The sequence below is a fragment of the Mesorhizobium sp. WSM4313 genome, from assembly GCF_002294725.1.
GTDB lineage: Bacteria > Pseudomonadota > Alphaproteobacteria > Rhizobiales > Rhizobiaceae > Mesorhizobium.
The window spans coordinates 1-22,799 of record NZ_NSFT01000024.1 but is presented as its reverse complement, the minus strand read 5'-3'; the positions used below and the strand labels follow the sequence as shown (position 1 = coordinate 22,799).

Genomic DNA, 22,799 nt, shown 5'->3' with positions numbered 1-22,799 from the left:
TTTTTGTGCATTGCAATATCTTTGCTGCACCGCACCATAAAATCTTTCCCCTGCGTCAGCCACGAGAGCCGTTAACCAAGAGCCCAGAGATTTCGACCGATGCAAGCTTAGGCTTGTGGACCTCCGGGCCGCGGGCTTTTATTAACAAAGCGTTAACTGAAAAATGCCCGCTCCGGAGGGTTGGCCAGCGCATGCCGCCTGAAAACTACTCCTTCCTCGACGTTGCCGTGCTCGACGCGGTGCGCCAGCGCTTTGCCGCGGGTGATGCTTTGGCCATTTTGTCGGTCGACCTCGAACAGGTGATCTGGGCGAACGGTCCGGGGGCGTCGGCCTTCGGCTATCCGAATATCGAGGCCATCATCGGCGCCTCGGCGCGGCTGCCGCTGATCGCCCGCCGGCAGATCATGGCGACCAGCGGTTTTCCCGACATCGGCAGCGACCGCGCCGTCACGGTGAGGCTGGCCACCGGCATGGAAAGCCGCGCCGTCGGCTTTCTGGCCAGCGCAGTGACGATGCCGGACGGCGAGGCGGCAATCATGCTGGCGGTGCCGGCGGCACAGACCACTTCGCGCAGCGCCGTCGAGATCGCCAGGCGCGCCATCGGCGGCTTTACCGAGGCCGGACATTTCATTGCCTTTGTCGACGCGCAAGGCGGGGTCGAGGCATCCTCGGACGGCTTTGCGGCGCTCGGTATCGAGCCGCGGACGTTGGCTGCCCTGGTTGCGGATGTGGCAAGCAGCGGCGACCGTATCGTCAAACGCCTCGTGCCGGGCACCGACACCGCCTACCCGGCCGGTTTTGCGCGGCTCACCGATACGCGGCATCTGCTGGTGGTGATCGACGAGGCGCAGCTCGACGACTCCGATGGCGGCCAGGACGATCGGCCGGCCGCCGGCCAAGGCGATCGGACCGGCGATCAGGGAATCGCGGCGCCAGAGGCGGTCAGCGCCCCGCCCCAAGGTGAAAGCGCGGCAATCGAGCCCGAGTCTCGGCCTGTCCAGGACAATCCAGTGCCTACCGTGGCGGCTGGCAAAGAGGACGAGCCGGCGCCAGAGGCTCCCGACGGCGACGCACAGCCCGACGCGGAGGGCCGGACCTTGGCCGGCCAGCGGCCTACCCGGACAGACCATCAGGCCGATGCCGCCGGCGCCGGCCAGCACGACCATTGGTATTTCAATGCCGGCGACGATGGCGCCGGGCATGCTCAACCGGCAGCGCCGGCGAAGGACGAGCCGGAAGGTGCCGCCGCAGCCGAAGGCCAAGATGCTGGCGACGCTGCACGCGAGACTACCAAATCAGCCCAGCCGGGCCTGCCGCGCGACATCGACCGGTCGGCGGCCCCATTGCGCTTCGTCTGGCGCACCGACGCCGAAGGTCGGTTCAGCGCGCTGTCGCCCGAATTCGCCGACATCGTCGGCCAGCCTGCCGCCGATGTGATCGGTCGCCGCTTCAAGGATGTCGCCGCCACTTTCGGCCTCGACGCCTCGGGCGAGATCGCCGGCCTGCTCGACCGGCGCGATACCTGGTCCGGCCGCTCGGTACTGTGGCCGGTAGCCGGAACGGGTCTGAAGATCCCCGTCGATCTGGCGGCCCTGCCCGTCTATGGCCGCAGCCGCGCCTTCGAGGGTTTTCGCGGCTTTGGCGTCGCGCGCAGCGCCGACGCCGTGGTTGATCCGGAAGCGCTTGGCATGGCTCTGGTGCCGAATGCCGCTCCTGCCGGGGCCACCTCCGGCGGGGCCGACGCGTCGGGCGATCAGCCGGCAGAGCAGACGCCTCTGGAAAAGCCAAGGCCCGAAGACCCCTTCCGGGGCGAAGTGCCGGCGCTGACCATCGTGCCGAAGCCGGAGCGACGCTTTGCCGACAAGGTGATAAGGCTGGCCGAGCATCGCCAGCCGGCCAACGACAAGCAACCGGGAAGCGACACGCCGGCAAATCACAAGGGCCTGTCGATCCTCGAGCGCAGCGCCTTCCGCGAGATCGGCGAGCGGCTGCGCAAGGACAGTTCCGCCCCTGCCGAGGAACGCGTCCCCGAAGCCGACAAGCGGCCCGATGCCGCTGTTGCCAGCGAGGACACGGCAACGGTTAAGGAAGCGGCCAGCCAAACAAGGGGCGACGCAAGCCAGCCGCTTCCACCCGATGCGGCGGAGCACGACGATTCCGCCCAGGGCGCGACCTTGTCCACGCCCTCGGAAGCCGACGACGCAAAGGCCGCGGAAGCGGAGACCGAGGCGGAAGACCAGGACGATCTGGCGCGGCTCGACGGCATCGATGGCGCCGCCGAGGTAGACGACGCTGGCCCGGCCGAGACCTCGGCCGGTTCCGGCTCGCTGCTCAACTTTGCCGATGGCGAGAAACCCATGGAAGACGCCGGCGTCGCGCCGGTTTCCCAGAACGAGCAAGCAGAGGGCGCCCGGGAGGCCGCCGAACCTGCTGCCGCTAAGCCGCAGCGGCCCGTCGAAGAGCCTACGGCGCAGCCGGTCGCGGCCGGGCAGCCCGCCTCCGATGCGACGGCCGACGACGGCATGACCGCCGACGACTTCCGCGATGCGCAGGACAATGAGGACTGGGCAGGCTCCGATACAGATGCCGCCAAGGCCGCGGAAGAACAGCCGGAAGAACTGGACGCGACAGCCGCGACGCGGCGACGCCTCGACGTGCCGCCGCTTAAACTTTCCGGTTTTGTGCCGTCCGCGTTTTCGACCGGAGAGGAAGCCAAGGCACCCGACACATCCATCCTGGCCAGGCTGCCGGTGCCGCTGCTCATCCATTCGGGCGACATGCTGCATTATGCCAATGACGCCTTCCTCGAACTCACCGGCTATGATGCGCTGGACGACCTCGCGGATGCAGGCGGCCTGGGCGCGCTCTTCGCCGATTCCTATGCCGAGGACACCGCGACGGACGAAAGCGACCACTCGCTGAAGCTCAAGACCCGCCAGGGCATGGAATTCCCGATCGACGCGCTGCTGCGCTCGGTGCCGTGGCGCGGCGGCAAGGCGCTGATGCTGGTGGTGCGGCGTTCCGGCGAGGACGATGCGGCGCACTTCACCGCCGCGAATGACGAGCCGGCGCTGCAGCCGGACGTGCCGGAACTGAAATCGCGCATCGCGGAGATGCGCACCATCATCGATACCGCTACGGACGGCGTCGTGCTGATCGGCCGCGACGGCAACATCCGCTCGATCAGCCGGCCGGCGGAAGCGCTGTTCGGTTTCGACAGCGACGAGGTCGCGGGCAAGCCCTTTGTCTCGCTGTTTGCCATAGAAAGCCAGCGCGCGGCGCGCGACTATCTGGCCGGGCTTTCGGAGCCGGGTGTCGCGAGCGTCTTGAATGACGGCCGCGAGGTCATCGGCCGCGAGGCGCAGGGGCGTTTCATCCCGCTGTTCATGACCATCGGCAGGCTGCCCAACGACAGCGGCTTCTGCGCCGTCGTGCGCGACATCACGCAATGGAAGCGGGCCGAGGAAGACCTGACGCAGGCACGCGCAGTGGCCGAGCGCGCCTCCTCGCAGAAGACGGATTTCCTGGCCCGCATCAGCCACGAGATCCGCACTCCGCTCAATGCCATCATCGGCTTTTCCGAACTGATGGTAGACGAGAAATTCGGTCCGATCACCAACGACCGCTATCGCGACTACCTGCGCGACATCAACCGCTCGGGCAACCATGTGCTCGACCTCGTCAACGACCTGCTCGACATCTCCAAGATCGAGGCAGGCCAGCAGGAGATGGATTACGAGGCGGTGTCGCTCAACGACACGCTGGCCGAGACGGTGGCGATGATGCAGCCGCAGGCCAATCGCGAACGGGTCATCATCCGCTCCAGCTTCGCCTCGCGGCTGCCGGAAGTGGTGGCGGATCTGAGAAGCGTACGCCAGATCGCCCTCAACATCCTGTCCAACGCCATTCGCTACACCCAGGCCGGCGGCCAGGTGATCGTCTCGACCGCCTACGAAGCCTCGGGCGACGTCGTCATGCGCGTGCGCGACACCGGCATTGGCATGACCCAGGCCGAGATCGAGCAGGCGCTGAAACCGTTCAAGCAGATCAATGCGCTGAAGCGCGGACGCGGCGACGGCACCGGCCTCGGCCTGCCCCTCACCAAGGCCATGGTGGAGGCGAACCGCGCCCGCTTCGCCATCACCTCGACGCCAGGCGAAGGAACCCTAGTCGAGGTCGGCTTCCCCTCCACGCGCGTGCTCGCCGAATAACATTGCAGGCGACAGCGACGGCCAAAGAAAAAGGCGTCCAAGAGGACGCCTTGAGAAATGGGATGCTGTCACAACGGGGGCTTGAGCAGAACCTCAGGGGACGAGGAACGGGATTTCTCCCTCAAGTTACACGCGACTATCAGCGTCGTCTCTTAACAAGTCCTTACCTGGCCGCGAAAAAATTTACGAATGTGTACCACCCGTGAAATCTAGGTAAATTCGCCGGACAGATTTCGTTAACCACATCGGTCAGCTTGCCAGCTGCGGCAGGTCGCGGAACAGCTCCAGCGCCTCGGGATTGGCGAGCGCTTCCTTGTTCTTCACGGCGCGGCCGTGGACCACGTCGCGCACGGCGAGCTCGGTGATCTTGCCGGACTTGGTGCGCGGGATGTCGGCGACGGCGACGACCCTGGCCGGCACGTGGCGCGGGCTGGCGCCGGTGCGGATCCTGGCGCGAATGCGCTTTTCCAGATCCTCGTCCAAGGTCACGCCGGGGGCGAGCCGCACGAACAGCACGACACGCACATCATTGTCGAAATCCTGGCCGATGCAGAGCGCCTCGAGTATCTCCGGCATCTGCTCGACCTGGTTGTAGATCTCGGCCGTGCCGATCCTCACGCCGCCCGGATTGAGCGTGGCATCGGAGCGGCCGTGGATGATCATGCCGCCATGTTCCGTCCATTCGGCGAAGTCGCCGTGGCACCAGACATTGTCGAAACGCTCGAAATAGGCGGCGTGATATTTCATGCCTTCGGGGTCGTTCCAGAAGCCGATCGGCATCGACGGGAAGGCCTTGGTGCAGACCAGCTCGCCCTTCTCCTGCCGGACAGGCTTGCCTTCGTCGTCCCAGACGTCGACCGCCAGGCCGAGGCCAGGACCCTGGATCTCCCCGGTCCAGACCGGCTCGGTCGGCACGCCGAGCACGAAGCAGGAGACGATGTCGGTGCCGCCCGAGATCGAGGCCAGGTGCACGTCCTTCTTGATGCCGTCATAGACGAAGCGGAAATCCTCCGGCGACAGCGGCGAGCCGGTGGAGGAGATGGTGCGCACGCTCGACAGATCGTGGCTCGCGATCGGCTTCAGACCGGCCTTGCGAACCGAATCGATGAATTTGGCCGAAGTGCCGAAATAGGTCATCTTCTCGGCATCGGCGAAATCGAACAGCGCATTGCCGTCCGGGTAGAAAGGCGAGCCGTCATAGAGCAGCAGCGTCGCGCCGGAGGCGAGGCCCGAGACCAGCCAGTTCCACATCATCCAGCCGCAGGTGGTGAAATAGAACAGGCGATCGCCGTCGAGCAGGCCGGCATGCAGCCGGTGCTCCTTGACGTGCTGGATCAGCGTGCCGCCGGCCGAATGCACGATGCATTTCGGAATGCCGGTCGTGCCCGAGGAAAACAGGATGTAGAGCGGATGCGCGAAGGGCAGCCGCTCGAAGCTCATGGGCTTTGCGGCAAAGGGCGAGAGCTCGTCTTCGAGCGCGGCTGCCTTGTCGATGGTTGCGGCGACGTCGCTCGAGGTGCCGAGATAGTCGACGATCAGCACCTTGCTCAGGCTTGCCAGCTTGTCGGCGACAGCGCGGATCTTGTCGGCCACCTCGATCGCCTTGCCGTTGTACCAATAGCCGTCCGGCGCGATGAAGACGACCGGCTCGATCTGGCCGAAGCGGTCGAGCACGCCCTGCTCGCCGAAATCGGGAGAGCATGACGACCAGACCGCGCCGATCGAGCTTGCCGCCAGCATCGCGGCGATGGTTTCGGGCATATTCGGCATCATGGCGGCGACGCGGTCGCCGGCCTTGACGCCGAGCGACAGAAAGAGCTGCTGCAGGCGCGAGGTCAGCGCGTGGAGCTCGTTCCAGGAGAGCCGCCGCTCGACCTTGTCCTCGCCGCGAAAGACGATCGCCTCGCCGGCGCCGGTTTTCTGCAAAAGGTTCTCGGCGAAATTGAGCCTGGCGTCGGGAAAGAAAGCTGCGCCGGGCATCCGCTCGCCCTCGACGAGGCGCCGTTCGCCCTTGTCGCCGACAAGCGCGCAGAAATCCCAGACCAGGTCCCAGAAGGCTTCGCGGTCGTCGATCGACCAGCGATGCAGTTCGGCATAGCCGGAGAAAGAACGCGCAGCCTTTGCCTCCGCGGCCTTCATGAACGCGGTCATCGGCGCTGCGTCGATCCGCTCCTGCGTCGGGGTCCACAAAGGTGTGTCGGCGGCCATGATCGCTCCTCCCAAAGCGTCGCGTTCGAGCCAGTTAAGCCCAACGTCGCATATGCCATCGTCCCAGAAACGGCGTGCGATTGCGGATCGGGATCGTGCAGACCGCTTATGCATATTGCGGCGCAGCAGAGCAAGATTTTGTTCGGGCGACCCATGGCGGCCGCTGTGCAAATGCCATCGCAAGGCCATAAAGACTTGAAAAGCGTCGGCGCTCGGTTACACCCGTCGGGCGATTTGTCGGCAACGAAAGCATACGGGGCGAAATGCGATCATCTCTGATCCGGCGCGGGGTGTGGGCGATCGGCGTTGCCGTGCTCGTCATCGCGCTCGCGGTCGCGGCGCTGCCGCTGATTGCCTCGACCCGCATCGTGCGCGACCGCATCGCCTGGGAATTGAGTGCCTGGAGCGGCTTCAGAGTCACGATCGACGGCTCGCCGCGCATTGAGGTGTGGCCGAAATTCCGGGCCATCCTCAGCGACGTGACGCTGTCGCAATGGACCGAGACCGAAGCGCCGCCGGTGGTCGAGGCCGATCGCGTGGAAGTCGATCTCTCCGCCATGGCGGCCTTGCAGGGCAACGTCGCCTTCTCGACCGCCAGGCTGGTGCGCCCGACGATCAGGGTGCAGCGCACCGCCAGCGGCTTCTATCTGCCGCCGCTTCCGACCGGCGGGCGCATCACGCGCTCGATCGACGCCGCGCGCGGCGTGGTCACCGCCAACCCGCAGAAGCCGGATCTCGGCAAATTGCCATCCGATCCGTTCGGCACCGTAGAATTCCGCGATGGTCGCGTGGTGACTTCGGTTGACGGCAAGGACATCGAAATCCTGAGCAGCCTCAGCGGCCAGGTGAACTGGGAAGCGATGAACAGCGAGGCGTCGCTGACCGCGAGCGGAATCTGGCGCGGCGAAAGCTTGCAGCTCGATTTCTCCTCGGCGAAACCGCTGGTGCTGTTTGGCGGAGGGGCGGCGCCCGTCACCCTCTCCTTCAAGGCCGCGCCCGCGACATTCTCCTTCGACGGAACGGCCTCGATGTCCGACAACGCCTATCTGGACGGCCAGGCGAAGTTCGCCGCCCCGTCGCTGCGGCGCGTGCTGGAGTGGTCGCAGGCAGGGATCGCGCCGGGTGCCGCGATCGGTGCGGTCTCGATCGCCAGCAAGGTGAACGCCTCGGCAGGGCGCGCGAAATTCGAAAACACCACGGTCACGTTCAACAACAACCCGGGCATGGGCGCGCTGGATTTCTCCGTCGCCGAGGGGAGCCCGGTGATTGCCGGCACGCTCGCCTTCGACACGCTGGATCTCAGATCTTTCCTGTCGGCTTTCATCCCTATCGCGCCGACCGGCGAGTCCGGCCCCGGCGATATCGACACCAGTTTCGCCGACCGCATCAATCTCGACCTCAGGCTGTCGGCGGCGCATGCCATGGCGGGGCCGGTCCAGCTCGCCGACGTCGCGGCAACCGCGCAGGTCAAGAACGGTCTTGCCGTCTTCGACATATCCGACGCGTCGGCCTTCAACGGCAACATCCAGAGCAGCCTGCGCTTCGACCGCAAGCCGGAAGGCACGCAGGTCGAGATGCGGCTCCTGGCATCGGACGTAGATACGGGAGCCTTTGCCACGGCGGCGGGAATGACGCGGCTGGTGCCGGCCAGCACCGGGACCGTTTCGGTCATCCTCAAGGGACCGGGCAAGGCCTGGAATTCCATCTTTGAGAATGCCGACGGATCGTTCTCGGCGACGTTCGGTCCGGGCACTATCAACGGGCTCGACCTGCCGGCCTTCCTCAAGCGCAACCAGCAGGGCGGTTTCTTCGCGCTCGACGACGTCGCCAATGGATCGCTGCCGATCGACGGCGCCGAGATCAAGGCCAGCATTTCGAAGGGCGTGGCGCGCCTGGACAAGGCCGAGATCAATTCGCAGAAATACAAGATCTGGCTGTCCGGCATCGCCTCCTATGTCGGCCGCGGGCTGGCGCTCTCGGGCGGAGTGGTGCCCAACGGACAGCCGGCGCAGCAGCCCCAGCAGGCCAACAGTCAGGCGGCCAGCCCGGCTCCCGCGCCGCCGAGCCAGCCGCTGTTCTTCGTCGGCGGCAACTGGAGCGCGCCGTTCATATCGCCGATCGCTCCCGGCGTTTCAGGCCAGTAAATGCGAGGGACGCAAGCGTCCCCGCTTCTCGTCACGCTCAACCGCGCTGCGCGGCCTGCTCGTCGAGCTGGCGCTGGATCTCGCGCCGCTTGTTGGCGATCGAGGCGATGATGACGCCGACCGCCACCACCGCGATCAGGATGGTGCAGGCGGCGTTGATCTCGGGCGTCACGCCGAGGCGCACCTGGCTGTAGATCTTCATCGGCAACGTGGTGGCGCCGGGACCCGAGGTGAAGCTCGCGATGACCAGATCGTCCAGCGAGAGCGTGAACGCCAGCATCCAGCCGGAGATGATCGCCGGCAGGATGACCGGCAAGGTGATCTGGAAGAAGGTCTTCACCGGCGGCGCGCCGAGATCCATCGCCGCCTCCTCCAGCGAGCGGTCGAACGTGACCAGCCGCGACTGCACGACGACGGCGACGAAGCACATGGTGAAGGTGATGTGGGCGAGCGTCACCGTGACGAAACCGCGGTCGAGCCCGACGGCGACGAAGAGCAAGAGCAGCGAGAGGCCGGTTATGACTTCCGGCATGACCAGCGGCGCGAAGACCATGCCCGAGAAGAGCACACGTCCCTTGAAGCGCGTGTAGCGCGTCAGCGTGAGGGCGGCGAGCGTGCCCAGCACGGTGGCGACGGTTGCGGAGATGACGCCGACGCGCGCCGTCACCCAGGTGGCGTCCATCAGGCCCTGATTGTGGAACAGCGACACGTACCATTTGGTCGAAAAGCCGCCCCAGACGGTGACGAGCTTGGATTCGTTGAAGGAAAAGACGATCAGAAGCACGATCGGCAGATAGAGGAAGGCAAAGCCCAGCACGATCGAGGTGATGTTGAAGCGGCTCCAGGTGGAGTTCATCTGCCCTGCTCCTGTGCCTTGGCCTGAGCCTGCTGGAAGAACATGATCGGGATGGTCAGCACCAGCAGCAGGATGACGGCCACCGCCGACGAGACCGGCCAGTCGCGGTTGGAGAAGAACTCGTTCCAGAGCGTCTTGCCGATCATCAGCGTCTGCGAGCCGCCGAGAAGGTCGGGGATGACGAACTCGCCGACGGCCGGGATGAACACCAGCAGGCAGCCGGCGACAACGCCTGGCAGCGACAGCGGGAAGGTGATCTTCCAGAAGGCGCCGGTCGGCGGACAGCCGAGGTCCTGCGCGGCCTCGATCAGCGAATAGTCCATCTTCTCCAGCGAGGAATAGAGCGGCAGCACCATGAAGGGCAGGTAGGAATAGACGATACCAATAAAGATGGCTGTGTAGGTGTTGAGGATGACCAGCGGCTGGCTGATCAAGCCGGTGGCGAGCAGAACCTGATTGAGCAGGCCCTCGGGTTTCAGGATGCCGATCCAGGCATAGACGCGGATCAGGAACGAGGTCCAGAAGGGCAGGATCACCAGCATCAGCAAGGTCGGGCGGATCGTGGCTGGCGCCCGCGCCATGCCATAGGCGATCGGATAGCCGACTATCAGGGTGAGTATCGTCGAGATTCCCGCGATGACCAGACTCGTCACATAGGCGTTGAAATAGAGCGCGTCCTGGGTGAGCCAAGTATAGTTATCGAAATTGAGCTCGCGGACGCCGGCGAAAAATCCCGAAATGCCGTCCTTGAAGCCGAGCACCGGAGTATAGGGGGGCATCGAGATCGCCGTTTGCGACAGCGAAATCTTGAACACGATGATGAAGGGAACAAGGAAGAAGAACAGCAGCCAAAGATAAGGGACAATGATGACGAGGCGGTTGACGAAGCCTGTCGCCAGCCTCGCCGGCAGTGTTGCGGTTTCGGTCGATGGGGCGGCGGTCGCTGCGATATCCGTCATCTCAGCCTCCTACCTGGTCAACACGACGCCGGCATCGGGCCGGAAGGAGACCCAGGCGCGATCGTTCCAGGTGAGCGGATCCTCCGTGATGCGCGAGGCGTTCAACGCGCTTGCCCGCACCATCTGGCCGTCGTCAAGCTTGATATGATAGACGGTCATGTCGCCGAGATAGGCGACGTCGTAGACCTCGCCTTCGAGCGCGTTGACGGCATCGGCCGGCTTTTTCGAGGAGACCTTGATCTTCTCCGGCCGGATCGCGAAGACGATGTCGGAGCCGGCAGCGGCGTTGCTGCCATTGTCGACGACGATCTGCGCTCCTGTCGCGCCGGTTATGCGCGTGGTGCTTGTCATATGTTCGGCAACCTTGCCTTCGAACATGTTCACATTGCCGACGAAATGCGCAACGAAGCGCGAGGCCGGCGCCTCGTAGATCTCGGCAGGCGTCGCGACCTGCATCACCTCGCCCTTGTCCATGATGGCGATGCGGTCGGCCATGGTCATGGCCTCCTCCTGGTCGTGGGTGACGACGACGAAGGTGAGGCCGAGCTCCTGCTGCAGGTCCATCAGCTCGAACTGCGTTTCCTCGCGCAGCTTCTTGTCCAAAGCGCCGAGCGGCTCGTCGAGGAGCAGAACCTTCGGGCGCTTGGCGACCGAGCGGGCAAGCGCCACGCGCTGGCGCTGGCCGCCCGAGAGCTGGTGCGGCTTGCGCTTGGCGAACTGCTCGAGCTTGACAAGCTTCAGCATCTCGGCGACGCGCTTTTCGATATCGGGTCCAGGCATGCCCTCCTGCTTGAGGCCGAAGGCGATGTTCTTTTCCACCGTCATATGCGGGAACAGCGCGTAGGACTGGAACATCATGTTGACCGGCCGCTTGTAGGGCGGGATGCCGCGCAAATCCTGCCCGTCGAGCAGGATGCGGCCCGCCGACGGCTCCTCGAAGCCGGCGAGCATCCTGAGCAGGGTCGACTTTCCGCAGCCGGACGCGCCGAGCAGGGCGAAGAACTCGCGCTCGAAGATGGTCAGTGACAGGTTGTTGACGGCGGTGAAATCGCCGAACTTCTTGGTCACCTTGTCAAACTGAATATAAGGCTTGGCGTTCGGGTCGTTCCAAGGCGAGAAATCCCTGCGGATGCTGCCAAGCGATTTCATGGTCCCCACTCCGTTACTTTCTTAAATTCCCCAAAAGAATACGACCCCGGCAGTTGGCTGCCGGGGTCGTGTCTCTATGCTTACTGGCCGGTGACGATCTCGGTCCAGGTGCGCGTGATGATGCGCTGTGTCTTGGGATCGTATGGCGCAACCGTGTACAGCTTCTTCATCGTCTCTTCGTCCGGATAGACCGCAGGATCCTCCAGAATCGCCTTGTCGATGAACTGCTGCGAAGCCTTGTTGCCGTTGGCGTAGAGCACGTAATTCGACGATTTGGCGATGACTTCGGGCGTCATCATGTAGTTGATGAACTCGAGCCCCTCGGCGACATGCGGGGCGTCAGCGGGGATCGCCATCTGGTCGAACCACATCTGGGCGCCTTCCTTGGGCACAGAATAGGCAATTTCGACGCCCTGCTTGGCTTCCTCGGCGCGGTTGCGCGCCTGGAAGACGTCGCCCGACCAGCCGATCGCCAGGCAGATGTCGCCATTGGCCAAGGCGTTGATGTATTCGGACGAATGGAACTTGCGGACATAGGGCCGGACCTTCAGCAAGGCCTCCTCGGCCTTGGCAATGTCATCGGGCGAGGTGCTGTTGGGGTCGAGGCCGAGATATTTCAGCGCCGCCGGAATGACGTCGGTGGGAGAGTCCAGCACATAGACGCCGCAATCCTTCAGCTTGGCCAGCTTGTCCGGATTGAAAAAGACGTCCCAGCTGTCGATCTTGTCGGTGCCGAGCGCGGCCTCAACCTTCTTGACGTTGTAGCCGAGGCCGACTGTGCCCCACATGTAGTTGACCGAATATTCGTTGCCCGGATCGTATTTGGCGGTACGCTCGGAAACGACATCCCACATGTTGGAGATGTTGGGCAGCTTCGACTTGTCGAGCTTCTGGAACACGCCTGCCTGGATCTGACGCGCCAGGAAATGAGCGCTCGGCACGACGACGTCATAACCGCTGCCGCCGGCAAGCAGTTTCGTCTCCAGGATCTCGTTGGAATCGAAGGTGTCGTAGACGACTTTGATGCCGGTCTTCTTGGTGAAGTCGTCGATGATCGAGCTATCGATATAGTCCGACCAATTGTAGACGTTGACGACACGGTCTTCGGCGTGGCCGCTTATTGTGAAAAGCGTCAGAAATGCCGACGTCGCCGAAAGCCAAAGCGCTTTGCGGATCATGGTGTTCTCCTTTGGTGAGTGTTCCCTCGCCGGCTCGTCGCGATATGGCGGCGCGGCGTTGGTTTCAGACTATTGAGCTTTCCGGAGAGCGACAAGCGTGAACTGCCCACGCCAAGGTCGATCAAGGCATCGAGGTTCGAGGCGTCCCACCCTCCCAGGCGAGGCACCCGGGCGGCGTCAACGGCATTCACCGTGGCGTAAGCAGAGCTATGACGATGCAGTCCGGTCCCGAGCAGGCCGGCGGAGTCACTTGGCAAGATACGCCTGTGTTGTTGTTGCCGTGATCGCAGCCTGCCCGCCCGGCAACTGGGTTGTCAATGGGGGAGGCTGCCTAAAGCGCGTCACGCTGAAAGGGATTCAGGCGAAGCGCTTTAAGTCTTTGTTTTGATGCATGTCGCTCTCCCAAAACCGCTGCGCACTTTTGGGCGACATGCATTAACGTCAATTGGGCGACGGCAGGCCGGTTACGCCGGGACGTGCAGGCCGCGCCTGTCGCTTGAACTCCAGACCGATGTGGACGAGCAGTGCCGTGACGACGACCGCACCGCCGATGATGGTGCGCACCGACGGCACTTCGGAATGGACAAGCCAGACCCAGATCGGCCCAAGGATCGGCTCGAAGGTGCCGAGCAGCGCCGCGATCGCCGCCGGCACCAGCCGCGCGCCCATGGCGAAAAAGGCGAGGCCGACGCCAAGGTTGATGACGCCAAAGGCAAAGAGGAAGCCCATGTCGCGCCCCGACACCGCGAATGCCGAGGCCTGGGAAGCGGCGAACGCACCGGCGAGCAACGCGCCGAGACAGGTGGCCGGCACCATGCGCACATGGGCAAAGCGCCGGGTGATCACGGTCGCGAGCGAAAACATCACCGCGATCAGCAGCGCCAGGCCGTCGCCGATCGGCGAGACGGCGCCGCCCAGGGATTCGGAAACCATGATGGCGACGCCGGCGATGACGGCGGCGATCGCGATCCAGGTGGCCGGAGCGACCCGTTCGCGAAACAGCAGCCAGGCAAGGAGCGCCGCAAGCAGCGGCACGCCGGCCTGCATCAGGAGGATGTTGGCGACCGTGGTGTAGGCAAGCGCCACCACGAAGCTGGTCGAGGCGGTGGCGAAGCAGAAGGCGACGCCAAGGCCGGGCAGTCCCATGTGCCGAAAGAGCTTCAGGGTGCCGCGCCAGCCGTCGCGCCACAGCATGAAGGCGATCAAAAAGGCCACGGCCCACAGCGAACGCCAAAGCACCACGGTCCAGCTGTCGCCGACATGGATGAAACGGGCGATGGCGCCACCGAAGCTCCACATAAGCGCCGAAAGGAAGACCAGGAGCATACCGATCCGCTCCTCCCGCGGCGAGACGGCCGGCAAGGCAGTGGAGGACGGGGCGCCGGGTGAGGCGGTATCGGTCATGGACATGACTGTCAGCGGGTTGCGTTCGATGCAGCAAGGACAACAAGACTTGTGTCTTAGACGACAGAACTGTGCCCCAGAAAGAATTATGCCTCAATCGCGTAGCGCAAAGACGCCGGCCCGGCGTGATCCAGCACCCGGCGAGACTTAGGACACATCCGCCGATGTCATCCTTGAAAATCGAAGGCGCTGAGGCCCGTCACCATCTCGTCGAGGCCGAGCGGGCGCGTCACCGGCGGCTCGGCGCGCGCCAGGCAGCCGACGCGCTCGCAAAGCCTGCAGGCGGGGCCTACCGGCGTAGCGAAGCCTTGACCGGGCTTGCCGGCGGCTGCGGCCGGCAGCGCCGCGCCATAGACGATATCGTCGCGAAAGCCGATATCGCAGCCGAGCAGTAGCGCGGTGCGGCGCGGCCGTTCGGAGAAGGCGCCCTGCGGACCTTCCAGCGTGCGGGCGATGCAGAGGAATTCGGCGCCGTCCGGCATCTCGACCGCTTCGACGAGGATCTGGCCGGGCTGCGAGAACGCCGCATGGACGGGAAGCTTGGGGCAGCCGCCGCCGAAGCGGCTCTGCGGATAGCCCCGGCTGCCGGCCTTGCGGAAGCGGTTGCCGGCATTGTCGACTTCCAGCATGAAGAACGGCACGCCCGCCGCGCCCGGCCGCTGCAGCATGGTCAGTCGATTGGCCGCCTGCTCGAAGGAAACGCCGAAACGGGAACGCAGGACGTCGATGTCGTAACGGCCGCGAACGGCGGCGGCATGGAAAGCCTGATAGGGCATCATCAGCGCATGCGCGGCATAGCGGCCGAGCTCGAAGCGAGCGAGCCGGCGGGCCTCGTCGGTACCGAGCTTCAGCGCCTGGATCTCAGCCGCGATGGCTACCGACATGCGTATGAGGCTCGCCTCCATCGCGACTTCGCGCAATTGGTCGAAAGGCGACAGCCGCTCGGACAGGAAGAGACGCTGCGAATGGCGATCGTAGCGGCGGCGCCAGTTGGGCATGGTGGCGACCGGCAGCACCTTGACGACGATGCCGTGCTCGCGCCTCAGCCAGGCTTTGAGCGCGCCGAACAGATCATCACCGGGGTCAAGGACCGATGTGAAAGCCTCCGCCTCCTCTTCCAGCGAAGCGAAGTGGTTCGGCCGGCGCTCAAACACGTCATGGACTTCGTCGGAAGGCATGCGGGTGCCGGACAGCGCGGTTGCCCTGCCCTCCTTCGCCAGAAGCTGGTTGAGATCGGACAGGCGCTCGGCCTGCTCGCGATAGGCGCGAAAGAGTTTCACCATCGCCGCCGAAGCGTTCGGCGCTGTTTCGGCGAGGTCGATCAGTTCCTGATCGCCGGGCAGTTCGCCGGCAAGAAGCGGATCGCTGAAGGCCTCGCGCAAGGCCGCGATCGAGCCTTTTGTCTCGCCCTGCAATTCATGTGGATCGACCTTGTAGACGGAGGCAAGCTTGAGGATGAGCTGCACCGTCAGCGGTCGCTGATTGCGCTCGATCAGGTTGAGATAGGATGGCGAGATGCCCAGCCCCTCGGCCATCGCCGTCTGGGTCAGGCTCCTGGCGTTGCGCAGCCGGCGCAGCCGCGGCCCGGCGAAGATCTTCTGGTCGGCCATCCCTGCCATCCTTGACAAGAATTTACATGAACGTCGAGTGCGGTGCGCGCTTCGCCGCTTTTACAATCGTGACAAATTTACAGAGGTGGACTGTCAATGGCAACACAGCTTTTCCTTTATTTTCCGCGGGAGTTGCCAGTTTTTCTAGGTGCCTTTCGCGCTGCAATGTAAAGAATGTCATACGCAGGGCGTCGCAGAACATGCCTTTGCGATGCAGCGCTGACGCAGTTTCCAAACGATCCGGAGTGACCAATGACCGATTTTTACAACCTCGTCCCTTCCGCGCCGGAAGGCCGTTTCGACGGCATCGAGCGCCCCTACTCGCCGGAGGATGTGAAGCGGTTGCGCGGCTCCGTGCAGATTCGCCAGACGCTGGCCGAGATGGGTGCGAACCGGCTGTGGAAGCTCATCCACGAGGAGGATTTCGTCAATGCGCTGGGCGCGATGTCGGGCAACCAGGCCATGCAGCAGGTTCGGGCCGGCCTGAAGGCGATCTATCTCTCGGGCTGGCAGGTGGCGGCCGATGCCAACACCGCCTCGGCGATGTACCCAGACCAGTCGCTTTACCCGGCCAATGCGGCGCCGGAACTGGTCAAGCGCATCAATCGCACTTTGCAGCGCGCCGACCAGATCGAGACGTCCGAGGGCAAGGGGCTGTCGGTCGAGACCTGGTTCGCGCCGATCGTGGCCGACGCGGAAGCCGGCTTCGGCGGCCCGCTCAACGCCTTCGAGATCATGAAGGCGTTCATCGAGGCGGGCGCCGCGGGCGTCCACTATGAGGACCAGCTGGCGTCGGAAAAGAAGTGCGGCCATCTCGGCGGCAAGGTTCTGATCCCGACCGCGGCGCATATCCGCAACCTCAACGCGGCGCGCCTTGCAGCCGACGTGATGGGCACGCCGACGCTGGTCGTGGCGCGCACGGACGCAGAGGCGGCGAAGCTTTTGACCTCCGATATCGACGAGCGCGACAGACCTTTCGTCGACTACGACGCCGGCCGAACGGTCGAGGGCTTCTACAATGTCAGGAACGGCATCGAGCCTTGCATCGCGCGCGCCGTGGCCTATGCGCCGCATGCCGACCTGATCTGGTGCGAGACCTCGAAGCCAGATCTGGCGCAAGCCAGGAAATTCGCCGAGGGCGTGCATAGGCACCATCCGGGCAAGCTGCTCGCCTATAATTGCTCGCCGTCCTTCAACTGGAAGAAGAACCTCGACGACGCGACGATCGCGAAATTCCAGAAGGAGCTCGGCGCGATGGGCTACAAGTTCCAGTTCATCACGCTCGCCGGCTTCCACCAGTTGAACTTCGGCATGTTCGAGCTGGCGCGCGGCTACAAGGATCGCCAGATGGCCGCCTATTCGGAACTCCAGGAGGCCGAGTTCGAGGCCGAGGCCCACGGCTATACGGCGACCAAGCACCAGCGCGAGGTCGGTACCGGCTATTTCGACGCCGTGTCGATGGCGATCAGCGGCGGCCAGTCCTCGACCACCGCCATGCATGAATCGACCGAGCACGCCCAATTCAGGCCGGCGGCCGAGTAACGGATAACAACCAGAGGAAACGCCCGCAGGGCATCTACATCGAGGAGAAGAGCGATGGCATCGATAAGCCGCGTCAAGGAAAGGGCAGAAGAGCAATCGAGCGCGATGAGCGTCGACCAGCAGGCGACGATCCGCATGCTCGCCAACGATCTGCACAGGCTAAACCAGTCGGTCATGAAGGCAGTCGAGGCCGGCGTCTCGGTGGAGCTGGTGCGTTCGGCCAGGCACCATGGCGGCGACGGCAACTGGGGAGACCTTTTGATCCCGGTGATCGTTACCCAGCAGAGTCATACTTGACGTAACGTCAACAGTCTCGGCGATAGTCTTCCGCGCGCTATACGTCCGGGAGACTGTCGCATTTTTTCGATTTGCCTTCGTCGCCAGGAGGTACGACTTGCGCTGAATTCCGGAATTTCTTGCTATATTTTCGACCTCGATCGTTTCAGCTTGACACCGGCCGCGATCTCACCCAATTGTGCCTCAGGTTTCAACCCTGCATTGAACCAGAGTGCCTGCCCGCCGATGTGTCCCGCCAACCGTGACGACCACTCCGAAAAACATCCGAAACCGGCAGCCTGGACCGGCGCGATCGAGGCGAATTTTTCCAAGGTGCTCGTTGTCGGAAAATCGTCGATCAACCGAGTCGTGGTATCGAAAATCGTCGAGAAATCGGGATTGAAACCGATCTCGGAAACGCCCGAAACCGCCGAGAAGACGCTCACCGGCCAGTTGCCCTGTGCCGTCATCCTGGACGGCGGCCCAGACAACAAGGATTGCGACCGGCTGATGTCGGCAATCGACGCGCTGCGGCGCGCCTCCGGCAAGCCGCTGCCGGCGGTGATACTGCTTTCAACCAGGAATGGCACGCCGGAGAGCCTTGGCCTGTCGAGCGTGATCGATGCGGTGGTCGCCAAACCGATCACGCCCGAGAGACTGCAACCGGTGGTGGATCGCCTGGTCGGGCGCGGCTAAGGCTCGAGCGTTCACTCGGCCTTTGCGATAGCCTCGACAAGGCTCGGCAACTCGCCAAGATCTGCAATCTGACGGAAGCGCGGCGCCGCGACAGGCGCCTCGGCCTGTTCGATCGCCCAGGTCAATTCGTGCGGCACATGGATGCCCCAACTGCCGGCCTCGATGGCGGGAATCACGTCGGACTTGAGGGAATTGCCAACCATCATGCTGTTCTGCGGACCACGGCCATAGCGGCTGAAGATGCGGGCATAGGTGGCGGTGCTCTTGTCGCTGACGATCTCAACTGCGTCGAAAAGGTCACCCATTCCCGACTGCGCAAGCTTGCGCTCCTGATCGAAGAGGTCGCCCTTGGTGATCAGCACCAGATGGTAGGAACCCGCCAGCTTCTCGATCGTCTCGCGCGCGTGCGGCAGCGGCTCGATCGGGTGGCTGAGCATCTCGCGGCCGGCAGCCAGTATCTCGCCGATGATCGAACCAGGTACCTCCCCGCCGGTAACCTCGACCGCTGTCTCGATCATCGACAAGGTAAAGCCCTTGATGCCGAAGCCGTAGAGGGCGAGATTGCGCCTTTCCGCCTCGAGCAGTCTTGCCGCGATTTGGTCGTGGTCTCCGTGCTCCGCCAGCATTGCGGCAAAGCGCTTCTCAGTCATGCGGAAGAACTGCTCGTTCTGCCACAACGTGTCGTCGGCATCGAAACCGATCGTGGTAAGAGCGGATATTGTCACGTCATCCTCCTTCGGAACGCGGTGTAGACGCGTTCGCCGGGCACTGCTAGCTCTAGCCGGAGATCGGCAAAGCGGGGGTGCATGCTGAATTCGTGGAAAGACGAGCTGGAAGGCTTCATGGCAAGCGCTCGTGAGCGCACGCCAACGGAACTGATCAACGGAATCCGCGATATTGGCGTCGCCATGGGCCATGATACCGGCGAAGCGCTGCTCGACAGCCACCCGGAACTGTTTGCCTACCGGCCCATGCTTACGCGAGCCTTCATCGAAATGGTTCATGCGCAAGACGTCGCCGAAATAAGGCAGATGCTGGAGCTGAAGCATCCAACCTCGTTCGGGCAGATAGCGGCGGAGGAAACGACCATCGGCGTCATGTCCTCGAAAGACGCCTACAAGCGCCTGGATGAGGTCTTCGAGCATGTCGACTTCAGCCGGTGCACACGTGCCGTGATGGTCGGCTGCGGCGGCCGCCCGTTCACGATGTTCCGTATCTGCGACCAGACACCGGTTCCCGAGATCGTCGGGCTGGATATTGTGCCGGAAGCGGTCGAGACAGCGAATATTCTAGCAGCCAAACTCGGCTACATCCGAATGCGCGCCGAATTCCGCAACGGGCGCGACTATGACTATCGCGGCGCCCAGCTTGTCTATATCGCCAGCATGGTCTCGCCCAAAGCAGCTGTCGTGTCGCGCGTCGCAGACACGGCCCCACCCGATCTCCAGCTCGTTCTATGGGAACCGTATTCGTTGGCCCGCTTGTGGTCGGAGCGCGCGGAAGAGACGCTCGACCCGCGGCTGGAAGTGGTCGGCCGCACCCACGTATCGCGCAACATGACCCGCGATGTGTTCGTCCGCTTCCGGCCTGGCGCCGCGGGGCGCGGAAGCGCAGGCTGATGGCAGCGGGCATGGCCGATCGCGCGGTCCTGGCCGCAACCTTGGCCTGGTGCCTGCTTCGCCATCCGCTGATCTGGAAAAGAACCTATGATCACAGCGGCGTCTTTCCCGACCCGGCCAGGCCGAGGTCTTACGTCGACAAGTTCTTGTGGCGGAAGATCTTCGACCATAATCCCGTCTATGCCACGGCATGCGACAAGCTGGCGTCCAAGGACTACGCCCTGTCAACATGCCCGGAACTCAAAACCGCGAAAGTGTTGTGGAGCGGCCGCGACGCCACGCAGATCCCGCCGGCGCTGCTTGCCGGAAATGTCGTGGTGAAGGCCAATCATGGCTGCCGCTGGAACATGATGATCCGCAACGGCGAGGTGGACAGGCCGAAGCTGCGGCGGCGAACGGCGCGCTGGATGCGCAATCGCTACGGCAGGAAATTCGGTGAATGGGCCTACAAGGGCGCGAGACGGCTCATCTTCGTTGAGGAGATGCTTCTCGAGGACGATGTGCCGGTCCCGCTGGAGTATAAATTTCATATCTCGAACGGGAAGACGGCTTACGTCTACGCCGCACGGCGGGACAGATGGGGCAACGAGTTGAAAAGTCATTTCGACCGCGACGGCAATCACGCACCCGTGCCGCCGGGCAGCGGCAGCCAATGGGTGAAGATCGATCTGCCGCCATCGTTTCTGCGGATGCGCGAGATAGCGGAGCGGCTGACGGCACCGTTCGATCACATGCGCTGCGACTTCTACGAGATCGACGGCGAAATCTATTTTTCCGAGTTCTCGGTCTACCCGCTGTCAGGAAAAGGCATCATCAACACCAAGCTGCGCGATCTGGCCTGCGATAGCTGGGACATACGCCAGGCCTGGTTCCTATCGACGCCCCAGCGAGGTTGGCGCAAAGTCTATGCGGCGGCGCTGTTGCGATGGCTCGACGCAAACGACCGGCAGAGGCTGCAGCCCGGTTCGCAAAGAGCGGCTCCCTGAGCAAGCCGTCCGGCGCCTCCCCTTCCCTTTCCCCGTTGCGCCCGGCTATAGTTCGAAATCCGCAACACAATCTGGTGAATGATGCCGCCTGAAAAAAAGGAAGTCCGTCCGTCGAGCCGGGGGGGACGCGCCCGCACGCCTGCATTCCTGAAAAACGAACGCGGCGTGAAGAACTGGAAGGAAGCCAGCGCCTGGCTCGAATGGCGCGGCATCGAGGACATCGAGTGCATCACGCCCGACCAGGCGGGCGTCGCCCGCGGCAAGATGATGCCGTCGAAGAAATTCACCTCCAACACCTCGCTGGCGCTGCCTTCGGCCGTGTTCATGACGACGATCTCGGGCGGCTATCCCGAGGACGGCAACGGCTTCCACTATCCCGAGGACGACGGCGACCTAAAGCTTTTGCCCGATCTTTCAACGCTGACGGCTGTGCCCTGGGAAGAAGATCCGACGGCGGCAGTGATTTGCGACCTCGTCCACCAGGACGGCCGCTCGGTCGAGTTCACGCCGCGCAACGTGCTGAAGCGCGTGCTTGCCGCCTATGACGAGCGCGGCCTGAAGCCGGTGGTGGCGCCCGAGATCGAATTCTATCTGGTGCGCAAGAATCCCGACCCGGACTATCCGCTGACGCCGCCGGTCGGGCGCTCGGGCCGGCCGATCGGCGGCGGCGCCGGCTATTCGATCGCCGGCGTCAACGAGTTCGACGAACTGATCGACGACATCTACCATTTCTCGGAACGTCAGGGCCTGGAGATCGACACGCTGATCCATGAGGAAGGCGCCGGCCAGCTCGAGATCAATCTGCGACACGGCAATCCGATCGAGCTCGCCGACCAGGTTTTCATGTTCAAGCGCACCATTCGCGAGGCGGCGCTGAAGCATGAGATCTACGCCACCTTCATGGCCAAGCCGATCCAGGGGCAGCCGGGCTCGGCCATGCATATCCACCAGTCGGTCATCGACAAGAAGACCGGCAAGAACATCTTCTCGGCCGAGGACGGCTCCGAGACGGACGCCTTCTTCCATTTCATCGGCGGCATGCAGAAGCACGTGCCGAACGCGCTGGTGATGTTCGCGCCCTACGTCAATTCCTACCGCCGGCTGACGCAGCAGGCCTCGGCCCCGGTCAACAACAAATGGGGCTACGACAACCGCACCACAGCCTTCCGCGTGCCGCGCTCCGATCCGGCAGCACGGCGCGTCGAAAACCGGATCCCGTCTTCCGACGCCAACCCTTATCTGGCGCTTGCCGCGTCGCTTGCCTGCGGGCTGATCGGCATGATCAGAAAGATCAAAGCTGAACCGCCGGTTCTGACCACGGCCAATGCCGACGAGATCGACCTGCCGCGCAGCTTGCTGGAAGCGGTCGATTTGTTCGAGGCCGACAAGGAGCTCGGCATTATCCTCGGCACATCCTTCGCCGCCACTTACGCAGCGATCAAGCGGGCCGAGTTCGAAACCTTCATGGAAGTGATCAGCCCGTGGGAGCGGGAGTATTTGTTGCTGAATGTTTAGGGGAGTAAGGCAGTAGGGGAGTAGGGCAGTAGGGCAGTAGGGGACGATGGCGAAGATCGAGTCGTACAGAGATTTGGTCGTCTGGCAGCAGGCTATGGACCTCGCAGTTTCGATTTATGAAACGACAAGGGCGTGGTCGAAAGAAGAGGTCTATGGATTGACAACTCAGCTACCCAAGGCAGCCGCTTCCGTGCCGGCTAACATTGCAGAAGGCTATGGACGAGAAAGCCGGGCTTCCTATCAACAGTTTCTTAGAGTTGCCCAAGGGTCACTCCAAAGAGTTGGAAACTCACTTACTAATCGCGCAGCGCGTCGGAATCACTTCGAGCGAAGCAGCCCAACAATTGATGATACGTAGTGAGAGCGTGGGAACACTCTTGCGGCTTCTGATCCGTAAATTGTCACCCGAATAGCTGCCCTACTCCCCTACTCCCCTACTCCCCTAC

Annotated in this window: 16 protein-coding genes and 1 pseudogene; 9 read left to right on the top strand and 8 right to left on the bottom strand. The window is 63.5% G+C overall.

Annotated features, from left to right (window positions below; all coding sequences use genetic code 11):
* The first annotated feature begins 191 nt into the window (after positions 1-191).
* Positions 192-4,211: a PAS domain S-box protein gene (locus CK219_RS28835; protein WP_095769950.1), complete on the top strand. Its 4,020-nt coding sequence runs from the start codon at positions 192-194 to the stop codon at positions 4,209-4,211.
* A gap of 249 nt (positions 4,212-4,460) precedes the next feature.
* Here CK219_RS28835 and CK219_RS28830 read toward each other — a convergent pair whose 3' ends face one another.
* The gene (locus tag CK219_RS28830) at positions 4,461-6,419 is read right to left on the bottom strand and encodes an acetoacetate--CoA ligase (RefSeq protein WP_095769949.1); all 1,959 of its coding nucleotides are present in this window, start codon (positions 6,417-6,419) and stop codon (positions 4,461-4,463) included.
* A gap of 263 nt (positions 6,420-6,682) precedes the next feature.
* Here CK219_RS28830 and CK219_RS28825 point away from each other — a divergent pair, with 263 nt between their 5' ends.
* Positions 6,683-8,563: an AsmA family protein gene (locus tag CK219_RS28825; protein ID WP_095769948.1), complete on the top strand. Its 1,881-nt coding sequence runs from the start codon at positions 6,683-6,685 to the stop codon at positions 8,561-8,563.
* Between the two features lie 37 nt (positions 8,564-8,600).
* Here the strand turns inward: CK219_RS28825 and CK219_RS28820 are convergent, their stop codons facing one another.
* The 6 genes from CK219_RS28820 to CK219_RS28795 all read right to left on the bottom strand — a co-directional run bounded on the left by CK219_RS28820 (position 8,601) and on the right by CK219_RS28795 (position 15,719).
* Positions 8,601-9,419 (bottom strand): ABC transporter permease subunit, encoded by an 819-nt coding sequence (locus CK219_RS28820; protein WP_095769947.1) that lies wholly within the window; start codon positions 9,417-9,419, stop codon positions 8,601-8,603.
* Positions 9,416-10,378 carry an ABC transporter permease subunit gene (locus CK219_RS28815; RefSeq protein WP_095769946.1) on the bottom strand — a complete coding sequence of 321 codons (963 nt, stop codon included), beginning with the start codon at positions 10,376-10,378 and terminating at the stop codon, positions 9,416-9,418. The genes CK219_RS28820 and CK219_RS28815 overlap by 4 nt, the downstream gene beginning before the upstream one ends.
* A 9-nt stretch (positions 10,379-10,387) precedes the next feature.
* Positions 10,388-11,527, bottom strand: coding sequence for an ABC transporter ATP-binding protein (locus CK219_RS28810; RefSeq protein WP_095769945.1), 1,140 nt, complete (start codon positions 11,525-11,527; stop codon positions 10,388-10,390).
* A gap of 80 nt (positions 11,528-11,607) precedes the next feature.
* Positions 11,608-12,705: a polyamine ABC transporter substrate-binding protein gene (locus tag CK219_RS28805; protein WP_095769944.1), complete on the bottom strand. Its 1,098-nt coding sequence runs from the start codon at positions 12,703-12,705 to the stop codon at positions 11,608-11,610.
* Between the two features lie 441 nt (positions 12,706-13,146).
* On the bottom strand, positions 13,147-14,109 hold the full coding sequence (locus CK219_RS28800; protein ID WP_095769979.1) for a DMT family transporter: 963 nt from the start codon (positions 14,107-14,109) through the stop codon (positions 13,147-13,149).
* 167 nt (positions 14,110-14,276) lie between these two features.
* Positions 14,277-15,719 (bottom strand): XRE family transcriptional regulator, encoded by a 1,443-nt coding sequence (locus CK219_RS28795; protein WP_095769943.1) that lies wholly within the window; start codon positions 15,717-15,719, stop codon positions 14,277-14,279.
* A gap of 252 nt (positions 15,720-15,971) precedes the next feature.
* Here CK219_RS28795 and aceA point away from each other — a divergent pair, with 252 nt between their 5' ends.
* The 3 genes from aceA to CK219_RS28780 all read left to right on the top strand — a co-directional run bounded on the left by aceA (position 15,972) and on the right by CK219_RS28780 (position 18,233).
* Positions 15,972-17,261 (top strand): isocitrate lyase, encoded by a 1,290-nt coding sequence (gene aceA / locus CK219_RS28790; RefSeq protein ID WP_095769942.1) that lies wholly within the window; start codon positions 15,972-15,974, stop codon positions 17,259-17,261.
* Positions 17,262-17,315: 54 nt separating this feature from the next.
* Entirely contained in the window at positions 17,316-17,558 is a 243-nt protein-coding gene (locus CK219_RS28785) for a hypothetical protein (protein WP_027168360.1), read from the top strand.
* A gap of 225 nt (positions 17,559-17,783) precedes the next feature.
* Entirely contained in the window at positions 17,784-18,233 is a 450-nt protein-coding gene (locus CK219_RS28780; protein ID WP_095769941.1) for a response regulator, read from the top strand.
* 11 nt (positions 18,234-18,244) lie between these two features.
* On the opposite strand, the gene CK219_RS28775 is transcribed toward CK219_RS28780, so the two are convergent.
* Complete coding sequence (locus CK219_RS28775; protein WP_176477188.1) at positions 18,245-18,952, bottom strand: HAD family hydrolase; 708 nt, start codon at positions 18,950-18,952, stop codon at positions 18,245-18,247.
* An 87-nt stretch (positions 18,953-19,039) separates the two neighbouring features.
* On the opposite strand from CK219_RS28775, the gene CK219_RS31895 reads away from it, so the two are divergent.
* The 4 genes and pseudogenes from CK219_RS31895 to CK219_RS28760 all read left to right on the top strand — a co-directional run bounded on the left by CK219_RS31895 (position 19,040) and on the right by CK219_RS28760 (position 22,766).
* On the top strand, positions 19,040-19,852 hold the full coding sequence (locus tag CK219_RS31895; protein WP_176477187.1) for a hypothetical protein: 813 nt from the start codon (positions 19,040-19,042) through the stop codon (positions 19,850-19,852).
* The gene (locus CK219_RS28770; protein WP_176477186.1) at positions 19,852-20,838 is read left to right on the top strand and encodes an ATP-grasp fold amidoligase family protein; all 987 of its coding nucleotides are present in this window, start codon (positions 19,852-19,854) and stop codon (positions 20,836-20,838) included. The genes CK219_RS31895 and CK219_RS28770 overlap by 1 nt, the downstream gene beginning before the upstream one ends.
* 81 nt (positions 20,839-20,919) lie before the next feature.
* Positions 20,920-22,353, top strand: a complete 1,434-nt coding sequence (locus CK219_RS28765; RefSeq protein ID WP_095769978.1) for a glutamine synthetase family protein — start codon at positions 20,920-20,922, stop codon at positions 22,351-22,353.
* Positions 22,354-22,399: 46 nt separating this feature from the next.
* Positions 22,400-22,766 (top strand): annotated as a pseudogene (locus CK219_RS28760) (four helix bundle protein).
* Positions 22,767-22,799 lie beyond the last annotated feature (33 nt).